We start from the raw sequence: 16,962 nt of genomic DNA, 5'->3' as shown, positions 1-16,962 counted from the left end.
AACCACATGGACGTGGGAACTTAAAACTCAAGGAGGAAACATAAAATGATTATCAATCACAATATCTCAGCTTTAAACACGCACCGTCAATTATCAAGTGCAACGAATGCACAATCTAAATCAATGGAGAAACTTGCATCAGGTATGCGTATCAACCGTGCAGGCGATGACGCTGCCGGTCTTGCAATCTCTGAAAAAATGCGTGGACAAATCCGCGGTTTGGACCAAGCTTCCCGTAACTCACAAGATGCCATCTCTTTGATTCAAACTGCAGAAGGTGCATTAAACGAAACGACTGATATTCTGCAACGTATGCGTGAGCTTGCTACACAAGCAGCAACAGACACCAATACTGGTACAGACCGTAATGAAATCCAAAAAGAAATCAATTCCCTAACATCTGAAATTAACCGTATCGCTAACACAACTGAGTTCAATAATCAAAAACTATTAAACGGCGACAAAGATGGAGCAGCAGTGGCAGGGAAACCAGCAGTTGCAGGAGAATATTCATTTGATTTTGGATCAATTTCCACCACTGTAGACGATACAATTGAAATTGGTGGTCAAACATTCACAGTTGTAGCTGCCGGGGATGAGGATCCAGCTACAGGTAAATTCAGTAATGCTGATACATTAAAAGCTGCCATCGAAGGTAATGCCGCACTTAAAGATAACTATTCTGTAGCTGTTGATGCTGGAACAGGAAAAATTACTTTAACTCAAAAAGCTGACAAAGAATCTTCTGCTGCCTTGACTGGTAACGGCGTTGGAACTGTAACAGAAGTTACTAAGGGTGCAGAAAAGGTCGACGCAGTTCCTGCTGACCCGGATAAGAGCCTTAAATTCCAAATTGGGGCTAATGAAAAACAAAGTTTGACTCTTGATATTGGAAATATGAGTGCAGAAGCTTTAGGTATATCTACTAAAGGAGCAGATAATGCAGGATTAGCAGTAACAGACGGAACTAATAACGAAACAACTGAACAAGCATTAAATGTAGGAACCCATGCTAGTGCTGCTGCAGCAATAACAAAAATTAATGAAGCAATTAATACAGTATCAGCAGAGCGTTCTAAACTAGGTGCAAACCAAAACCGTTTAGAGCACACTATCAACAATTTAGGTACTTCATCAGAAAACCTGACTGCTGCTGAATCACGTATACGTGATACAGATATGGCAAAAACAATGATGGAGCAAACTAAAAACTCTATCTTGGCGCAAGCATCTCAAGCAATGCTAGCTCAAGCTAACCAGCAACCGCAAGGCGTTCTTCAGTTACTTCGTTAATTGAATAGTTAGCTTAACAATAAAGGGTCTGACACTTTGTGTCAGGCTCTTTTATTTGTACTGATTGAAGGGTGTAAGGAACACTGTGATGTAGGAAAAAAGAGATTACTGCCCCTTAAAAAGGAAGGGACCATTCGTTCATGTCACCAAGGAACCTTATGGCTATAATCCTAATAGAGTATGATGGCACTGCAAAATACATAGCTGAAGATGTCAGTAATGTGTATGGTGAAATGACTGTGAACACAGCTATCAATCGCAAGCTGGATGGGATATATCAATTTTTAGTATGTTCGCTGATTATTTGAATAAAAAGGGAAGTTCTAAACAAGATTGTAGGTAAAGGGCTTTCTATCTAAATATTAGAACAAAGTTGATTGGAACGGAAGGTACGACTCCTGAGGGGGATACGTGTCCAAGGGAGACCCCGCAGGAGTCTCCCGGACCGCCCGCGGAAAGCGAGTGCCTGGAGTGGAAATCAACTAGACCCCAAATATTTTTCTGGAGTTTTTTTAGTAGAATCTCTCAAAGGATCATTAATGAGTATTTGCAGGTGCAACCAAAATCTATGAGTGACTAAAAATAAAACCTTAATTACCGATATAAAAAGTAAACAGATCAAATTGGGGGCTATTTAGATGCTGGAGAGTTTGTCCACGAATATTCTTTCCTCACAGCTTAGAACAGCAATCTCAGATGGAATTAGTTCATATTATCAACGTGAAATGAATACGCTTGCCTATTCAGAACAAAGTGTGGAATCTATTAATGAGCCTGCTAAAGAAAAGGTGAATGAAGTAGTGGAAAGTTTGAACACCTTCCTGGATCCAACACAAACGGCCATCCATTTTGAGTATCATGAGGAGCTGAATGAGTATTATGTCAAGGTTGTGGATGACGTTACGGATGAGACGATCAGGGAGATCCCTCCTAAGAAGTTACTGGATTTCTATGCGGCAATGACAGAGTTTGTCGGGATTATGGTGGATGAAAAAATATAGGCGGGTGATTGATTGTGGTAAGAATCAGTGGTTTTGCGAGTGGAATGGACATTGATGAATTAGTTAAGAGTATGATGCAGGCGGAACGGGTGCCTTTGGATAAATTAACACAGAAAAAGCAGTATTCCGAGTGGCAGCGGGATGATTACCGCTCGATAAATACATCTTTATCAGAATTGGATAGACTCATTCGTGATGGGGGTGGGAAGCAGTCTTCCTTTATTAAAAAGAAAATATCGGTATCGAATCCAGATGCAGTATCGGTGAGAAATGTGGGCTCGACCAGTGATTTTACTGGAAATATCAAGGTGAATGGGCTTGCCAAAGCAGCAACCATGACCAGTACAGATAAATCAGCAGTTACTGATTCCAAAAAGAAACTATCGGAATTGGGTATCACGACTCCTCAAGATATTACGATACTGGCTATCAATAAAGATGGCGGTTTTGATACGGAAGTAAAAGATGGAGTAACAATGGACAAACCGTATACGCTTACTCTTGATGAAAACGATACGCTAGAGAGTGTTATTAATAAAATTAATGCTAACTCGGGAGTGACTCTATTTTTTGATGAAACCTCCCAGAAGTTTTCCATCACTGCTAAAAATACCGGTGATGTAAATGATCGCCCTGAAATTGAATTAGGGGGTAGCGGAGATTTTTTTGCTGTGTTAAAAATGAGCAGTAATAATGAAGGGGCTGGCGGCGCAAAAGGGGAAAATGCATCGATTACTTATAATGGACTGGACATTTCCCGGCCATCGAATACGTTTCAAATCAATGGAGTGGAAATAACGATTAAGCAAAAAACGACGGATACCATCACATTCTCATCAACGGCTGATGTGGATTCCATCTTGGATACAATCACTCAGTTTGTGAATAAATACAATGAAATCATTAAAAAGGTTCAGGATAAAACAGGTGAAGCGAAATATCGCTCCTTTACCCCGCTTACTACTGAGCAAAAGAAGGCAATGACAGAAGATGAAGTGAAAATGTGGGATGAGAAAGCGAAGAGCGGAACGTTAAAAAGTGACTCAACACTAAAAAGTCTCCTAACTACGATGAGAACGTCCCTATACACCTCGGTGGATGGAATTCCAGGAAAAAACAATCTCAGCAGTTTGGGTATCACTACGACCAAGAATTATTTGGAGGGCGGTAAATTAACGATTGATGAGGACAAGCTCCGGGCAGCCATTAGTGAAGATCCCAATGCGATTTATGATATGTTCATGGCCAATGGAACGGAGAAAAGCGATAAAGGCCTCGCGCGCCGGTTACGGGATGATATAGAATCATCCATGAAAGTGATTACTGAAAAGGCCGGAAAGGCCGGATATGTTAATAACAATTTTACAATTGGAAAATTGGTTGATGGGTTGGATAAGAGGATATCAACATTTGAAGCAAAGTTAATGAAATTGGAATCGCGCTACTACAATCAGTTCACGGCCATGGAAAAAGCGATTCAAAAGGCAAACAGCCAAAGTTCATCGTTAGCTTCTTATTTTAGTTAAGGCAAGTCGGAAAGGAAGATAAATATGGCGATAAATAATCCATATCAATCATATCAACAAAGTTCAGTCAATACAGCATCCCCGGGAGAGCTTACATTAATGCTCTATAATGGCTGCATAAAGTTCATCATGCTTGGGAAAAAAGCAATTGAAGAAGGAAATATCGAAGCGAAAAATACCAACATCATAAAGGCGCAAAACATTGTCCATGAATTGATGGTGACGCTGAATATGGATGTCGAAGTGTCCAAGGAAATGATGAGTCTGTATGATTTCATGAACCGACGTCTGATAGAGGCGAATATGGAAAATGATGTTGCAGCCTTGGAAGAGGTCGAGGGACTCGTTACTGACTTCCGTGATACTTGGAAGGAAGTTATTCAGATGAACCGGAAAAAACAGTTTACACAAAGCGGTCAAGTGTAATGATCATTCAAACCTTTCATGATTTGACTGTTGAATTACTTGCCGTTTTGGAAGATCGGACGATTGCAGAACGTGAAGATAAAATAGAAAGGTTCACACAGCTGATTGACCAGCGGGATGAACTTCTTTCTCAAATCAAACCGCCTTTTACTGGTGAAGAGCAACAGCTTGGCCGTGCAACAATGTTACTTAACGAACAGGTCGATCGCATGCTTTATCTCCAAAAGCTGGAGATAAAGCGGGATATCCAGGAAATAAATAAGAAGAAAAAATCATCTAATAAATACACGAACCCCTATGAAAGTCTATCAATCGATGGCATGTTCTACGATAAAAGAAATTGATTACCCAGCCGTTTGGATTCCAAACGGTTTTTATGTTAAAGATTTTTAAATTTTCTGTAAATAATTCGGGCTTAATTTTTTCTTTATTGCTAGGCATTTGTTATAATGAAGCTAGGGCAGACATCAACCCTTTCCAAAACCTTCCGACAATTGCTTCATAATTTCGACATATTTCATGATGTGTTTCTAAAGGGAACCGGAGGGGTATTGTAGAATCTAACTGTATAGTCTTAATTTAAGGAGGACTCACTTTATGAATTACAACGTACGCGGTGAAAACATTGAGGTAACTCCAGCAATTCGAGAATACGTCGAAAAGAAAATTGGCAAGTTAGAACGATATTTTAACAATACACCAGATGCAAATGTGTTAGTGAATTTGAAAGTGAACAATAATACATCCAAAGTCGAAGTGACGATCCCTATGCAGAATTTGGTTCTTCGCGCTGAAGAGGAAAATGCGGATATGTACGCTGCCATTGACTTGATCAATGATAAGCTTGAACGCCAAATTCGTAAACATAAAACGAAGGTCAATCGTAAGTTCCGGAACAACCTATCTACGACTCCTGAGGCATTCGCCTTCAATACGGAAGTTGACGAAGTGGTGGATGAATTCGAAGAGGATACTGATATTGAAGTGGTCCGCAATAAGCGCTTTGATTTGAAGCCGATGGACAGTGAAGAAGCCATTTTACAAATGAATATGCTTGGTCACAGTTTCTTCGTATATACGAATGCGGATACTAACACAACGAACGTGGTGTACCGACGTAAAGATGGACGCTACGGATTAATTGAACCTAGTTAAATATATTAATCTTAGATCAAAAGCACAACCCAGCCTCTGGGTTGTGCTTTTTTTATACATTTTGGCAGTTTCCCATTACATTAATAGTCGATGAGCCGATATGTTTGCTGTTGATTATTTCATTACTATTTTACTAAAGTTAGATGGATATAATCAAAAGGTATAAAAAATGACTGTAATTAACGAACAATTCTTGTTCTTTAACGAGATAGACGTTTATTTTTACCTATTCAAACACCACCGACTTTTGTACTATACTCAAGTTGTTAATTCTTTAAAGAGAACGAGTGGTTTCTTATAAAAAAACATTTGATCAAGGTGCAGAGGAGGCGTTTTTTTATATCGAAACAATTGCCATAAATACCATAGGGCTTCCTTTAGCAGTGCCGAATATGGAAAGTGGCTTTGCCCGATCTGCGGTGAGGACTTAACTGTGCGGAAAATTGGTTGCACCTAAAGAGAGAATTAATACGCCCCATCGAATGGTTAATGAAGGCAGTATCCCCCATTTTATAAAAAAGCGAATATGAATAGGACTTTGATAATGATTGAATTAATATTAAATATTCCTAATATTGTAATATTTTGTCGGATAAAAGGTTTGCTTTTAGATAGATTACCGACATAAAATAGCAATATATGGAGTGTGTATCCGTTATAATATGATTAAAAGTAATGTATTTGGTAATAGTAACACGACAAAGGCAAACTTATTGGAAGATTAGGGCGCAAAGGCACAGGTCTAAGGTTTAGCGACTACGATGGCTGGTCTGCCTGAAATACAAAGAGTATTTTAGGAGGTAGAAGAGGTGGCTAATGTGGAAATAGATCAAGAATGGGTAAAGTTGATTTCAGAAGCAAGGAGCTTGGGTTTCAAAAAAGAGGAAATTAGTGCTTTTTTTGAACGGGAAAGCCTTGAGGTTACATTAGAGGAGAACGATGGAAGTTGAGTACTGAAAAGGAGCGAGAACATCCCTATAAACAGTGGTTCAATTCATTAGCTGCTTATAGGGATGTTCTTCCATGAGATTCTAGCAAGTCTAGTTCATTCAAGCTGTATTCTTCCGGAGTATGTAGGTAGATTATTAAACTACTATTCTTCTTTATCTTTCCTCCATTTATTAAACTCGATGAATTCCCTGAATTGTTGTTTTGATACACCCGAATTCATAGCCTCCTCAACGATTTTCATCCAGTCAGTGTCCAAGTTTTCCTTATTTGGTGCATCGTAAAGAAGGGCATCAACAGGAATGTTAAGCACGGCGGAGATTTTTTCAAGAAATTGAATAGAAGGATTCGTTTGTAAGTTTCGCTCGAGCGAACTTAAGTAAGACTTTGCCACCCCCGCTTTATCGGCGAGTTCAGTCATGGACATTTTCTTTTCTTCTCGCAGTTTTTTTACACGTTTACCAATCATCAATACCACCTCGAAACATGTTCTATTTATCTTCTGCTTATAAGTTTGAGTAGCCCACATTAAATCATTCAAAGAATGGGAGCCTGTAAGGTTTGATTACCTTGACATGCTATCGCTAGAGAAGGACACAGATCTAGTGATGGAAGGTTATGGATAGTTCTCAGTTGCATTTGGAATAGTGGGGAGTTTGCAATATATTTTTTATACTTCCTTTTATTTTAACAGTTTTACTCTTCATTTATCCATTGTTTTTCGCAAGAATTGTATTCAGGTCTATACCAGGTAAGTGACATGAAGTTGTACCTCTAGGGTAGAAGTGGTAAAATTAAGCGTGGATTGTAATAATAGAAGGTGTGTTTCTTCTTACTTATATGAATTTTGTTATTGAACGATCATTACCATAATAGAGGAGCGTTATTGAATGCTTAATATATTAAATAAAGTTTTTGATCCAAATAAGCGGGAAATAAAGCGTTTGGAAAAAATCGCTGATCAGGTCGAAGCGCTGGCTGATAAGACGGCTGCGTTATCGGATGAACAGCTGCGTGCCAAAACGGGTGAGTTTAAAGAGCGTTATCAAAACGGGGAAACAGTGGATGATCTGCTAGTTGAGGCTTTTGCGGTTGCGCGTGAAGGGGCAAAGCGTGCTCTGGGCTTATATCCTTACCGTGTTCAAATCATGGGTGGGGCATCGCTTCATGATGGAAATATCTCCGAGATGAAAACGGGGGAAGGTAAAACATTAACCTCCACCATGCCGGTTTATTTAAACGCGCTTACTGGTAAAGGTGTACATGTCGTTACTGTCAACGAATATCTAGCACACCGTGATGCTACTGAGATGGGTGTATTGTATGATTTCCTTGGCTTGACCGTCGGATTGAATTTGAACAGTCATTCTAAAGAAGAAAAACAAGAGGCGTACAATGCTGACATTACGTATAGCACGAATAATGAGTTAGGTTTTGATTACCTACGTGACAATATGGTGTTATATAAAGAACAAATGGTACAGCGCCCATTGCACTTTGCTGTCATTGATGAAGTCGATTCGATTTTGATCGATGAGGCGAGAACGCCTTTGATCATTTCCGGTTCCGCACAAAAATCGGCCCAGCTTTATATTCAAGCCAATGCGTTTGTGAGAACGTTACAAAAAGATACGGATTACACATATGATGAAAAGACAAAAGGTGTTCAGCTGACCGAAGATGGGATGAACCGAGCTGAAAAAGCGTTTAACATCGATAATTTGTTCGATATTAGTCACGTTACTTTGAATCATCATATTAATCAGGCGTTGAAGGCGCATGTTTCCATGCATTTGGATGTGGATTATGTGGTCCAGGAAGGTGAGATTGTCATCGTTGACCAATTCACTGGCCGTTTGATGAAGGGCCGCCGTTACAGTGAAGGTCTCCACCAGGCGATTGAAGCGAAAGAAGGCCTTGAGATTCAAAATGAAAGCATGACTCTTGCGACGATTACGTTCCAGAACTATTTCAGGATGTACGAAAAACTTTCCGGTATGACTGGTACAGCCAAAACGGAAGAAGAGGAATTCCGCAATATCTATAATATGAATGTCATCGCAATCCCGACAAACAGGAATATCGTTAGGGATGACCGGGCAGATCTTATATACGCGTCAACTGATGGGAAATTCAAGGCTGTCGTGGAAGACATCGCCGAACGTTATACAAAGGGTCAGCCTGTGCTTGTCGGTACGGTTGCCATCGAAACATCTGAAGTCATTTCTGCCTATTTATCTAAAAAAGGGATCCCTCACGATGTTTTGAATGCAAAGAACCATGAACGTGAAGCGGAAATCATTGCGAATGCAGGTAATCAAGGCTCAGTCACGATCGCTACCAACATGGCAGGACGTGGTACGGATATCAAGCTTGGTGAAGGTGTCAAGGAGCTTGGTGGACTTGCTGTCATCGGTACGGAGCGCCATGAGAGCAGGCGTATAGATAACCAGTTGCGTGGTCGTTCCGGCCGTCAAGGAGACCCAGGGGTCACTCAATTCTATTTATCAATGGAAGATGAATTGATGCGCCGCTTCGGTTCGGATAACATGAAAAGCATGATGGCACGTCTTGGTATGGATGATTCCCAGCCAATTCAAAGTAAAATGGTGACCAGGGCCGTTGAATCCGCACAGAAACGGGTCGAAGGCAATAACTTCGATTCACGTAAGCAGTTACTGCAATATGATGATGTTCTCCGTCAACAACGGGAAATTATTTATAAGCAGCGTTTCGATGTAATGGAAAGTGAGAACCTACGTGAAATCGTCGAAAAGATGATTACTGCATCCATCCAGCGCAATGTTGCCGCATTTGCACCAATGGGCGATGAGGAAGGCTGGAATTTACAAGGTCTAGTCGATTACCTGAATGGTAACCTATTCAATGAAGGCTCAATCACTGTAAATGATTTAGATGGAAAAGATGAATTGGAATTGGTTGAATTCATTTTAGCAAAAGTGAAAGAAGGCTATGACGAAAAAGAAGAAGAGCTATCCGAAGAACAAATGCGTGAGTTCGAAAAAGTAATCGTTCTTCGTGCAGTCGATAGTAAGTGGATGGACCATATTGATGCAATGGAGCAATTGCGCCAAGGGATCCACCTTCGTGCTTATGGCCAGATCGATCCGTTACGTGAATATCAATCTGAAGGTTTCGCAATGTTTGAAGCCATGATTGCTTCTATGGAAGATGAAGTCGCTAAATATATCATGAAGGCTGAAATCCGCAACAATTTAGAGCGGAAGGAAGTCATAAAAGGACAAGCGGTCAACCCGAAGGAAGAAGACGGGGGAAAAGTGAAAAAGGCCCCTGCCCGTAAAAAGGAAGACGTTGGCCGGAATGCGTTATGTCCATGCGGCAGCGGTAAAAAATATAAGAATTGCCATGGTAATTTAGGCTAAAGTTAGGTGTATAATGATTATGAGACGGTAAAGTTTAACGCTTGCCGCCTCTTTTCATGTTTAGTTTGCATAAAGCAATATATTTGCATATAGTTTGAAGAGGTTAATTTGTAATGAAGCGAATCCCTCTACAGGGATTTTTTTAACATACTTAATGAGGTGAAGAGAAATGGAATTGGCAGAAATTAGAAACGAACTCGAACGGACAGCGCAACGATTAACGGACTTTAGGGGGTCTCTTTGACTTAGATGAAAAAGAGGCACGAATCGCACAGCTTGAAAATGAGATGACACATCCTGATTTTTGGAATGATCAGCAAAAAGCACAGACTGTCATCAATGAAACGAATGCTTTGAAAGAACAAGTGAATCAATTGTCCGACCTTAATGAATCATATGAAAATCTGGATTTGACATATGAACTAGTGAAAGAAGAGAATGATGAAGAACTTTTGGCTGAGCTGGAAGAAGAAATCACGATTCTTTCACAAAAGATGAATGACTTTGAACTTCAACTTTTACTAAGTGAAGAATATGATTCGAAAAATGCCATTCTTGAACTTCATCCAGGTGCAGGCGGAACGGAATCCCAGGATTGGGGTTCCATGCTACTTCGTATGTATACAAGATGGGGTGAAAAAAGAGGCTTTAAAGTGGAAACCCTTGATTACCTTCCAGGTGATGAAGCTGGAATCAAGAGTGTCACTTTAATTTTCAAAGGCCATAACGCCTATGGCTATTTGAAAGCGGAAAAGGGCGTGCACCGTCTAGTCCGTATTTCTCCTTTCGATTCATCGGGACGGCGCCATACTTCATTCGTTTCGTGTGAAGTTATGCCGGAATTCGATGAGACGATCAATATAGAAATACGCACGGAAGATTTGAAAGTCGACACGTACCGGGCAAGTGGTGCAGGTGGTCAGCATATCAATACAACTGACTCGGCAGTCCGGATCACCCATTTACCTACAAATACTGTGGTAACGTGCCAAAACGAGAGATCGCAAATCAAAAACAAGGCCCAAGCCATGAATATGCTGAAAGCCAAATTGTATCAACGTGAAATCGAACAGCAACAAGCGGATTTGGATGAAATCCGCGGTGAGCAAAAGGAAATTGGCTGGGGAAGCCAAATTCGTTCTTATGTTTTCCACCCGTATTCCATGGTTAAAGATCACCGTACTAGTGCGGAGACCGGAAACTTGGGAGCTGTCATGGATGGGGACATTGATATGTTCATTGATGCGTACTTACGTTCAAAATTATAAGATATTAAGTCGGACCGTTTCGCGGTCCGGCTTTTTTATGGTTTCTTATGAATGAAAGATCCTTGAATGACCTATTAAACACGTCCTCTGGCTGACATTAACAGGATATGAAAAGGGATGTTCTGCTTCGTTCGGACAATACTATATATAGAGGAAAAGAAACCGGGAGGCGAAGCATCCTTTAATGCAAAAGTTAATGGAGTATTGATGGGTGATTGTTGGTTCGGCCATAATTGCCATGACCGGGGTGGTGTTACAGGGATATCGGGATATGGCGGCTATACGGATGATACTCGTCCTATATATTGATGTGCGTAATAGACCAGTCGGAATTCACTAAATTGAAACAAATGGTGAAACAAGTTGACCCTAAAGCGTTTGTAATTGTAATCGACGCATCGGAGGAACTTGGGGAGGGTTTTAAACTGGAATGGAATTGGTATAATGTTCTTGTACTGGTATAAATCAGAGGGGGTAAATTCAATGAAAATGAAATGGTTAGCCTTAGTTCTGGGTACTTCTTTGGCCTTGGCAGCATGCGGTGGAAATGATGATGCTGGAGATAAAGAGCCTGCTAAAAATAGCGAAACGACAACGGCAGGTGCTGGTGATGCCGCGAAAATTTACGAAAACAAATGTTCAAGCTGCCATGCAGTGAATCTCGAAGGCGGTGTGGGACCGAATTTAACGAAGGTCGGCTCGAGGCTATCAAAAGCGGACATCGAAAAGGTCATTGCGAATGGCCAAGGTGCAATGCCAAAAGCTATAATCCAAGGCAAGGAAGCGAGTATGGTCGCGGAATGGCTTGCCGACCATAAGTAATGATCAATGAAACGTTCTGCTTAGCAGGACGTTTCATTTCGTATAGTCTCCTTTAAAATCCTTGAATAACCACATTTAATCCCTTATCAAGCAATCAAATCCTAGGAATATTACATAGATGTTGATATATGTCTAACTGAAATGAAACTGTAATATTTTTTATGCTTAATTTGACAAAATTTGATGTTATAATGTTTCTGTGCTCAAGTAAGAGAGATTCCTGTCAGATTTCAGTGAAAATTGTCGAAAAAGCTGTAGATACATAGTGATAATACAAGCAAATTAGGTGGTTTTAGAATGATAGAAATGATAGATGTGAAAAAGACATATCCAAATGGCGTAATTGCCATTAATGGTATCAATGTGAAAATAAAGCCAGGCGAGTTCGTTTATGTAGTAGGTCCGAGTGGTGCCGGAAAATCGACCTTCATCAAAATGATGTATAGGGAAGAAAAGCCGACAAGCGGTAATATCTTGGTCAATGGCGTAAGCCTGCCAAGTATCCGCAATTCGAAAGTTCCTCTATTCCGCCGTAATATCGGTATGGTATTCCAAGATTTTAAACTCCTTCAAACATTCACTGCATATGAAAATGTAGCATTTGCCATGGAAGTTATCGAAAAGGAACCAGAAGAAATCAAAAAGAGAGTCATGGAAGTTCTTGATCTGGTTGGCATTAAACATAAAGCAAGGATGCTGCCTTCCGAGTTATCTGGTGGGGAACAGCAAAGGGTTGCGATAGCCCGTTCGATCGTCAATGACCCTAAGGTAGTCATAGCCGACGAGCCTACAGGGAATCTTGATCCTGAAACATCGTGGGAAATCATGAACATATTTGAAGAAATTAATAAACGCGGGACTACACTTGTCATGGCCACACATAATAGGGACATCGTCAACAATATCAAACGACGTGTCATTGCCATTGAAAGTGGAAAAATAGTTCGCGATGAACATCGAGGTGATTACGGATATGAAATTTAGAACATTGCTCCGTCACTTCCGTGAAAGTTTTAAAAATATTGGCCGTAATGGATGGATGACGTTTGCTTCAGTCAGTGCAGTAACGGTCACACTAACATTGGTTGGCGTCTTTTTAGTGCTCATGATGAATTTAAATCATATCGCGGGAAATGTGGAGAAAGATGTCGAAGTTCGTGCACATATTGATAATGCGGCGAATGATGACGATATAAAAGATATTGGTAGGAAGATTACGAAGATGAAGGGCATTGAATCAGTCATCTTCTCTCCAAAAGATGAAGAGCTTACGAATTTAATAGATGATTTAGGCGATAATGGTGATGCATTTAAACCATTTGAACAGGACAACCCATTAAGGGACGTTTATATCATCAAGACGAAATCTCCGCAAGATGTCATCAAGGTGGCAAAGGAAATCGAAGGTCTTGATTATATCCAAAGTGTTAAATATGGACAAGGCTACGTCGAGAAACTATTCAAATTCGTGAATATCGCGAGAAACATAGGGATCGTTCTTATTGTAGGATTACTATTTACTGCAATGTTCCTGATTTCGAATACGATTAAAATTACCATTGTAGCTAGAAGAAAAGAAATTGAGATCATGAGATTAGTGGGAGCAACGAATACATTCATCCGTTGGCCATTCTTCTTGGAAGGACTATGGTTGGGAATCCTCGGTTCCATCATTCCAATCGGTCTGATTGCTGCACTCTACTACAATATTTATAAATATGCTGCGCCGCAGATTACGTTCAAATTCATAGATTTTCTACCTGCAAACCCATTTATTTATCAAGTTTCGGCCATCCTCATTGTAATTGGCGCCGTTATCGGGATATGGGGCAGCTTGATGTCCGTTAGGAAGTTCTTGAAAGTATAAAAAAGCATCTTTACACTCGAATATTAAAAGAAGCCAGATACAGATAGAGAGACGTTACAAGGCACTGGATGTAACGGGATTGAAAGGGGAAATGAAACGTGAAAAAAAATATCATTGCCATGAATGCCTCCATCATGATTGGGTTGGGAAGCATTTTAGCGGCACCTTCGGTTCATGCTGAGTCGATTTCGGATCTGCAAAAACAGAAACAATCCATTCAGGAAAAACGTTCGGGCGTTGAATCGAATATTTCCGACACGGAGAAGAAAATCGATAACCTGCAGGATAAGCAAATGACTGCAGAAGAACAAATCGAGGCCATTGAAGCGAAAATTGCAGAGTCCTCAAAAAAAATCGATGCTAAAAATGCTGAAATTACAGAAACGAAAAAAGAAATAGAGGCATTGAAAGAAGAGATTAAAGTATTAAAAGAGCGGATCGCAAAACGTAATGAAGTATTGAAGGAAAGGGCACTTTCTTTCCAGGAGACTGGTGGGGACGTGAACTATCTTGAAGTATTATTCGGATCATCCAGTTTTGGGGATTTAGTTGACCGTGTCGGGGCTGTAGCGACAATTGCTGAAGCCGACAGGGATATTTTAAAACAGCATGAGCTGGATAAAAAGGATCTGGAAGAAAAGCAAAATGCCGTTGAAACGAAGCTTGCCAGTTTACAAGTGGCAAAAGCTGAACTATTGGAAATTCAAATGCAACAAAAGCAGCAGAAGCAAGAAAAGGATGCATTGGTTAAGAAATTAAGACAACAAACTAAAGAACATGAAGATGTGAAGATGGGCTTAGAGGAAGAAAAAGAGAATCTTGCTGCTCAAGAAAAGGCTATCAAGTCAGCCATCAACTTAGAGCATCAACGTCTTGCCGAATTGGAAGCAGCTCGTAAAAAAGCGGCAGCCGAAGCGCAAAAACGTGCAGAGCAAGAAGCGGCTCAAGCGGCAGCACAAGCAGCATCTCGAGCATCCGAATCTAAAAAACAATCTACTTCTTCAGAATCCAGTGCAAAAAGCAACAGTTCATCACCATCACCTTCACTCTCTTCGTCTAATGTAAGTGAAGTGCCAGCTGTATCATCGGGTACTTTCACTAGACCAAGTGCAGGATATGTATCATCAAGAATGGGTGAACGTTGGAATAAACAGCATGCCGGCATTGATATTGCTGCTAGCGGAACGGTTCCAGTTGTAGCGGCAGCCGACGGAGTCGTAAGCCGTTCTTACTTATCAAGTACATACGGTAACGTCATCTTTGTTACCCATTCAATCGGCGGTCAGCAATGGACTACTGTGTATGCACATTTAAGATCTAGACAAGTAAGCGAAGGTTCTGTTGTTGCTAAAGGCGAACAAATTGGAATCATGGGTAGTACAGGACATTCAACCGGTCAGCATTTACACTTTGAGTTACATAAAGGGCCATGGAATTATAGCAAGTCAAATGCTGTTAATCCATTAAACTATATAAATATTTAATACCCAATATATCATCGGAAAAACAGATTAGGATAAATTCCTAATCTGTTTTTTTTGTGGTGTATCATTTTCTTCAAGCATATTCATTCCAATCCCCACATATAGTGAAATACATATCAGGGTCAGAAATGGGGATAAATATGGTCAAAAAATGGGTACTTCCTCTAGCAATCATCATGTCACTAGCCATTGGAGCAGTGGGGGGCATATATTGGACAAGCTTCCCGGATAAGAATGAAGCAAAGGAAGAAAGTCAAACAATCCCGAAGGATAAGGAATGGGCAAAAGTGGAACAAGCTTACGGTTTGATCGTAAGCCAGTATGTAGAACAGGTGGACGGTTCTAATCTGGTGGAAGGTGCCATCCAAGGGATGCTGTCAGCGTTGAAAGATCCTTATTCCGTATATATGGACAAGGAGACCGCTAAGCAATTCAATGAAACCTTGGACTCCTCTTTTGAAGGGATAGGGACTGAAATTGGCATGGAAGATGGTAAGGTCATAATTGTATCTCCTTACAAAGACTCGCCTGCCGAAAAAGCTGGATTAAAGCCGAAAGATCAAATCCTTAAGGTGAATGGTGTAAGTGTAGAAAGTTTAGATCTATATGAAACACGCCTGAAAATCCGTGGCGAAAAAGGGTCACCCGTAAAAATGGAAATAAAGCGGGCAGGGGTTGCCAATCCACTTGAATTCAATATGGTTCGTGCTGAAATTCCATTGGATACCGTATTTTCATCAATTAAGGAAGTCGCCGGAGAACAAATAGGTTACATCGAGTTGACTACATTTTCGGAGAATACTGCCACTGATTTCAAAAAACAGATGAAGGAGCTGGAAAAGAAGGGAATCGAAGGCTTGGTCATAGATGTACGAGGCAATCCAGGTGGCCTTCTTTCTAGTGTGGAAACGATTCTTGGCGAGTTCATCACAAAAGAAAAGCCCTATTTGCAAATTGCAGAAAGAACGGGAGAAACCCAATCGTTTTTTACAAGCCTTAAGAAAGCGAAAGATTATCCCATTGCCGTTTTGACGGATAAAGGCAGCGCATCAGCCTCGGAAATCCTGGCTGGCGCCATGCAGGAGGCGGGAGGCTATCCATTGGTCGGCGAGAAGACCTTCGGGAAAGGCACAGTACAGCAAGCTGTACCGATGGGTGATGGCAGTAAGATTAAACTTACATTATATAAGTGGCTGACGCCTTCAGGCAACTGGATCCATAAAAAGGGGATCAAACCGACAATCAAAGTAAAACAGCCAGATTACTTTAATGCCCATCAGCTGGCCGTTGAGAAGGTCCTGCAGCGGGATATGAACGATGAACAAATCCAGTATGCACAAAGCATTCTGAAAGGAATTGGATTTGAACCGGGTCGTGAGGATGGTTATTTTGATTGGGGTACGGAAGTCGCTGTAAAAGCATTCCAAAAACAGTTTGGACTGAAAGTGACTGGCAAGCTGGACGCTAAAACCGCGGCACATCTTGAATCCGCCATACTGGAAAAGATCCAGGATGAAGATAATGATATTCAATTACGCACGGCTTTGAATTATTTAGTGAAATAATGCGAAGGCACCGCAGCTTAAGAAGCGGTGCTTTTTTTGCGCTTGATCAAGCTTCTGTCTGGAAACATGAAGGCAGTGTAGGGGAAACAAAAGATAAAGCTACTTTTTCTGCATCTTAATAGGCAGGGAGGTTACATTTTTGATAGAATAGGAGGTATATGACCAGAACGAAATTCAACAAAATTTTGATTACTTTTGAGGAT

General features: G+C 40.7%; 16 protein-coding genes, 1 pseudogene and 1 riboswitch. Of the genes and pseudogenes, 16 read left to right on the top strand and 1 reads right to left on the bottom strand.

All coding sequences use genetic code 11. The features are described 5' to 3' along the window. Positions 1-45: 45 nt before the first annotated feature. From UP17_RS23755 to UP17_RS27140, 8 genes are all read left to right on the top strand, one after another. Positions 46-1,293, top strand: a complete 1,248-nt coding sequence (locus UP17_RS23755) for a flagellin N-terminal helical domain-containing protein (RefSeq protein ID WP_061465596.1) — start codon at positions 46-48, stop codon at positions 1,291-1,293. Between the two features lie 140 nt (positions 1,294-1,433). Further along, the gene (locus tag UP17_RS28055) at positions 1,434-1,601 is read left to right on the top strand and encodes a hypothetical protein (protein WP_155727478.1); all 168 of its coding nucleotides are present in this window, start codon (positions 1,434-1,436) and stop codon (positions 1,599-1,601) included. A 330-nt stretch (positions 1,602-1,931) separates the two neighbouring features. After that, the gene (gene flaG / locus UP17_RS23750; RefSeq protein WP_061465595.1) at positions 1,932-2,294 is read left to right on the top strand and encodes a flagellar protein FlaG; all 363 of its coding nucleotides are present in this window, start codon (positions 1,932-1,934) and stop codon (positions 2,292-2,294) included. A gap of 14 nt (positions 2,295-2,308) precedes the next feature. Further along, a complete protein-coding gene (locus tag UP17_RS23745) occupies positions 2,309-3,820 on the top strand; it encodes a flagellar hook-associated protein 2 (RefSeq protein WP_061465594.1) in 1,512 nt (503 codons plus the stop codon). Between the two features lie 24 nt (positions 3,821-3,844). Continuing rightward, positions 3,845-4,246: a flagellar export chaperone FliS gene (gene fliS, locus UP17_RS23740; protein ID WP_061465593.1), complete on the top strand. Its 402-nt coding sequence runs from the start codon at positions 3,845-3,847 to the stop codon at positions 4,244-4,246. After that, entirely contained in the window at positions 4,246-4,590 is a 345-nt protein-coding gene (locus UP17_RS23735; RefSeq protein WP_061465592.1) for a flagellar protein FliT, read from the top strand. The genes fliS and UP17_RS23735 overlap by 1 nt, the downstream gene beginning before the upstream one ends. A 253-nt stretch (positions 4,591-4,843) precedes the next feature. After that, positions 4,844-5,401 (top strand): ribosome hibernation-promoting factor, HPF/YfiA family, encoded by a 558-nt coding sequence (gene hpf, locus UP17_RS23730; RefSeq protein ID WP_061465591.1) that lies wholly within the window; start codon positions 4,844-4,846, stop codon positions 5,399-5,401. Between the two features lie 693 nt (positions 5,402-6,094). Further along, positions 6,095-6,179: riboswitch (cyclic di-GMP riboswitch) on the top strand. A 31-nt stretch (positions 6,180-6,210) separates the two neighbouring features. Beyond that, a complete protein-coding gene (locus UP17_RS27140) occupies positions 6,211-6,351 on the top strand; it encodes an anti-repressor SinI family protein (protein ID WP_081108949.1) in 141 nt (46 codons plus the stop codon). Between the two features lie 143 nt (positions 6,352-6,494). On the opposite strand, the gene UP17_RS23725 is transcribed toward UP17_RS27140, so the two are convergent. Continuing rightward, a complete protein-coding gene (locus UP17_RS23725; RefSeq protein ID WP_061465590.1) occupies positions 6,495-6,818 on the bottom strand; it encodes a helix-turn-helix domain-containing protein in 324 nt (107 codons plus the stop codon). A 421-nt stretch (positions 6,819-7,239) separates the two neighbouring features. On the opposite strand from UP17_RS23725, the gene secA reads away from it, so the two are divergent. The 8 genes and pseudogenes from secA to UP17_RS23685 all read left to right on the top strand — a co-directional run bounded on the left by secA (position 7,240) and on the right by UP17_RS23685 (position 16,759). Then, a complete protein-coding gene (gene secA / locus UP17_RS23720; protein ID WP_061465589.1) occupies positions 7,240-9,753 on the top strand; it encodes a preprotein translocase subunit SecA in 2,514 nt (837 codons plus the stop codon). A 169-nt stretch (positions 9,754-9,922) separates the two neighbouring features. Further along, positions 9,923-11,021, top strand: a protein-coding gene (gene prfB, locus UP17_RS23715; RefSeq protein ID WP_250211727.1) for a peptide chain release factor 2 whose coding sequence is annotated in 2 segments (ribosomal slippage) — positions 9,923-9,985 and positions 9,987-11,021 — 1,098 coding nt in all. Because the reading frame shifts where the segments join, the coding sequence is not laid out codon by codon here. 249 nt (positions 11,022-11,270) lie between these two features. Continuing rightward, positions 11,271-11,485, top strand: a pseudogene (locus tag UP17_RS29060) (YitT family protein); the annotation flags it as partial. A gap of 19 nt (positions 11,486-11,504) precedes the next feature. After that, a complete protein-coding gene (gene cccB / locus UP17_RS23705; RefSeq protein ID WP_061465586.1) occupies positions 11,505-11,843 on the top strand; it encodes a cytochrome c551 in 339 nt (112 codons plus the stop codon). A 297-nt stretch (positions 11,844-12,140) separates the two neighbouring features. Continuing rightward, positions 12,141-12,827, top strand: coding sequence for a cell division ATP-binding protein FtsE (gene ftsE, locus UP17_RS23700; protein ID WP_034309898.1), 687 nt, complete (start codon positions 12,141-12,143; stop codon positions 12,825-12,827). Continuing rightward, positions 12,817-13,710 carry a permease-like cell division protein FtsX gene (gene ftsX, locus UP17_RS23695; RefSeq protein WP_061465585.1) on the top strand — a complete coding sequence of 298 codons (894 nt, stop codon included), beginning with the start codon at positions 12,817-12,819 and terminating at the stop codon, positions 13,708-13,710. Before ftsE ends, ftsX begins: the two co-directional genes overlap by 11 nt. Positions 13,711-13,808: 98 nt before the next feature. After that, the gene (locus tag UP17_RS23690) at positions 13,809-15,194 is read left to right on the top strand and encodes a murein hydrolase activator EnvC family protein (protein WP_061465584.1); all 1,386 of its coding nucleotides are present in this window, start codon (positions 13,809-13,811) and stop codon (positions 15,192-15,194) included. 140 nt (positions 15,195-15,334) lie between these two features. Next, on the top strand, positions 15,335-16,759 hold the full coding sequence (locus UP17_RS23685; protein ID WP_061465583.1) for a S41 family peptidase: 1,425 nt from the start codon (positions 15,335-15,337) through the stop codon (positions 16,757-16,759). Positions 16,760-16,962 lie beyond the last annotated feature (203 nt).

This window comes from Peribacillus simplex, from assembly GCF_001578185.1.
GTDB classification, from domain to species: Bacteria; Bacillota; Bacilli; order Bacillales; family DSM-1321; genus Peribacillus; species Peribacillus simplex_A.
This window is presented reverse-complemented; position numbering and strand designations above follow the sequence as displayed.

What these genes read in the sequence shown, in the direction of transcription:
- hpf (WP_061465591.1), top strand. Translation starts at nt 4,844, where the DNA reads ATGAATTACAACGTACGCGGTGAAAACATTGAGGTAACTCCAGCAATT.
- UP17_RS23725 (WP_061465590.1), bottom strand. Translation starts at nt 6,818, where the DNA reads ATGATTGGTAAACGTGTAAAAAAACTGCGAGAAGAAAAGAAAATGTCC.
- secA (WP_061465589.1), top strand. Translation starts at nt 7,240, where the DNA reads ATGCTTAATATATTAAATAAAGTTTTTGATCCAAATAAGCGGGAAATA.
- ftsX (WP_061465585.1), top strand. Translation starts at nt 12,817, where the DNA reads ATGAAATTTAGAACATTGCTCCGTCACTTCCGTGAAAGTTTTAAAAAT.
- cccB (WP_061465586.1), top strand. Translation starts at nt 11,505, where the DNA reads ATGAAAATGAAATGGTTAGCCTTAGTTCTGGGTACTTCTTTGGCCTTG.
- ftsE (WP_034309898.1), top strand. Translation starts at nt 12,141, where the DNA reads ATGATAGAAATGATAGATGTGAAAAAGACATATCCAAATGGCGTAATT.
- UP17_RS23735 (WP_061465592.1), top strand. Translation starts at nt 4,246, where the DNA reads ATGATCATTCAAACCTTTCATGATTTGACTGTTGAATTACTTGCCGTT.
- fliS (WP_061465593.1), top strand. Translation starts at nt 3,845, where the DNA reads ATGGCGATAAATAATCCATATCAATCATATCAACAAAGTTCAGTCAAT.
- flaG (WP_061465595.1), top strand. Translation starts at nt 1,932, where the DNA reads ATGCTGGAGAGTTTGTCCACGAATATTCTTTCCTCACAGCTTAGAACA.
- UP17_RS28055 (WP_155727478.1), top strand. Translation starts at nt 1,434, where the DNA reads ATGTCACCAAGGAACCTTATGGCTATAATCCTAATAGAGTATGATGGC.
- UP17_RS23685 (WP_061465583.1), top strand. Translation starts at nt 15,335, where the DNA reads ATGGTCAAAAAATGGGTACTTCCTCTAGCAATCATCATGTCACTAGCC.
- UP17_RS23755 (WP_061465596.1), top strand. Translation starts at nt 46, where the DNA reads ATGATTATCAATCACAATATCTCAGCTTTAAACACGCACCGTCAATTA.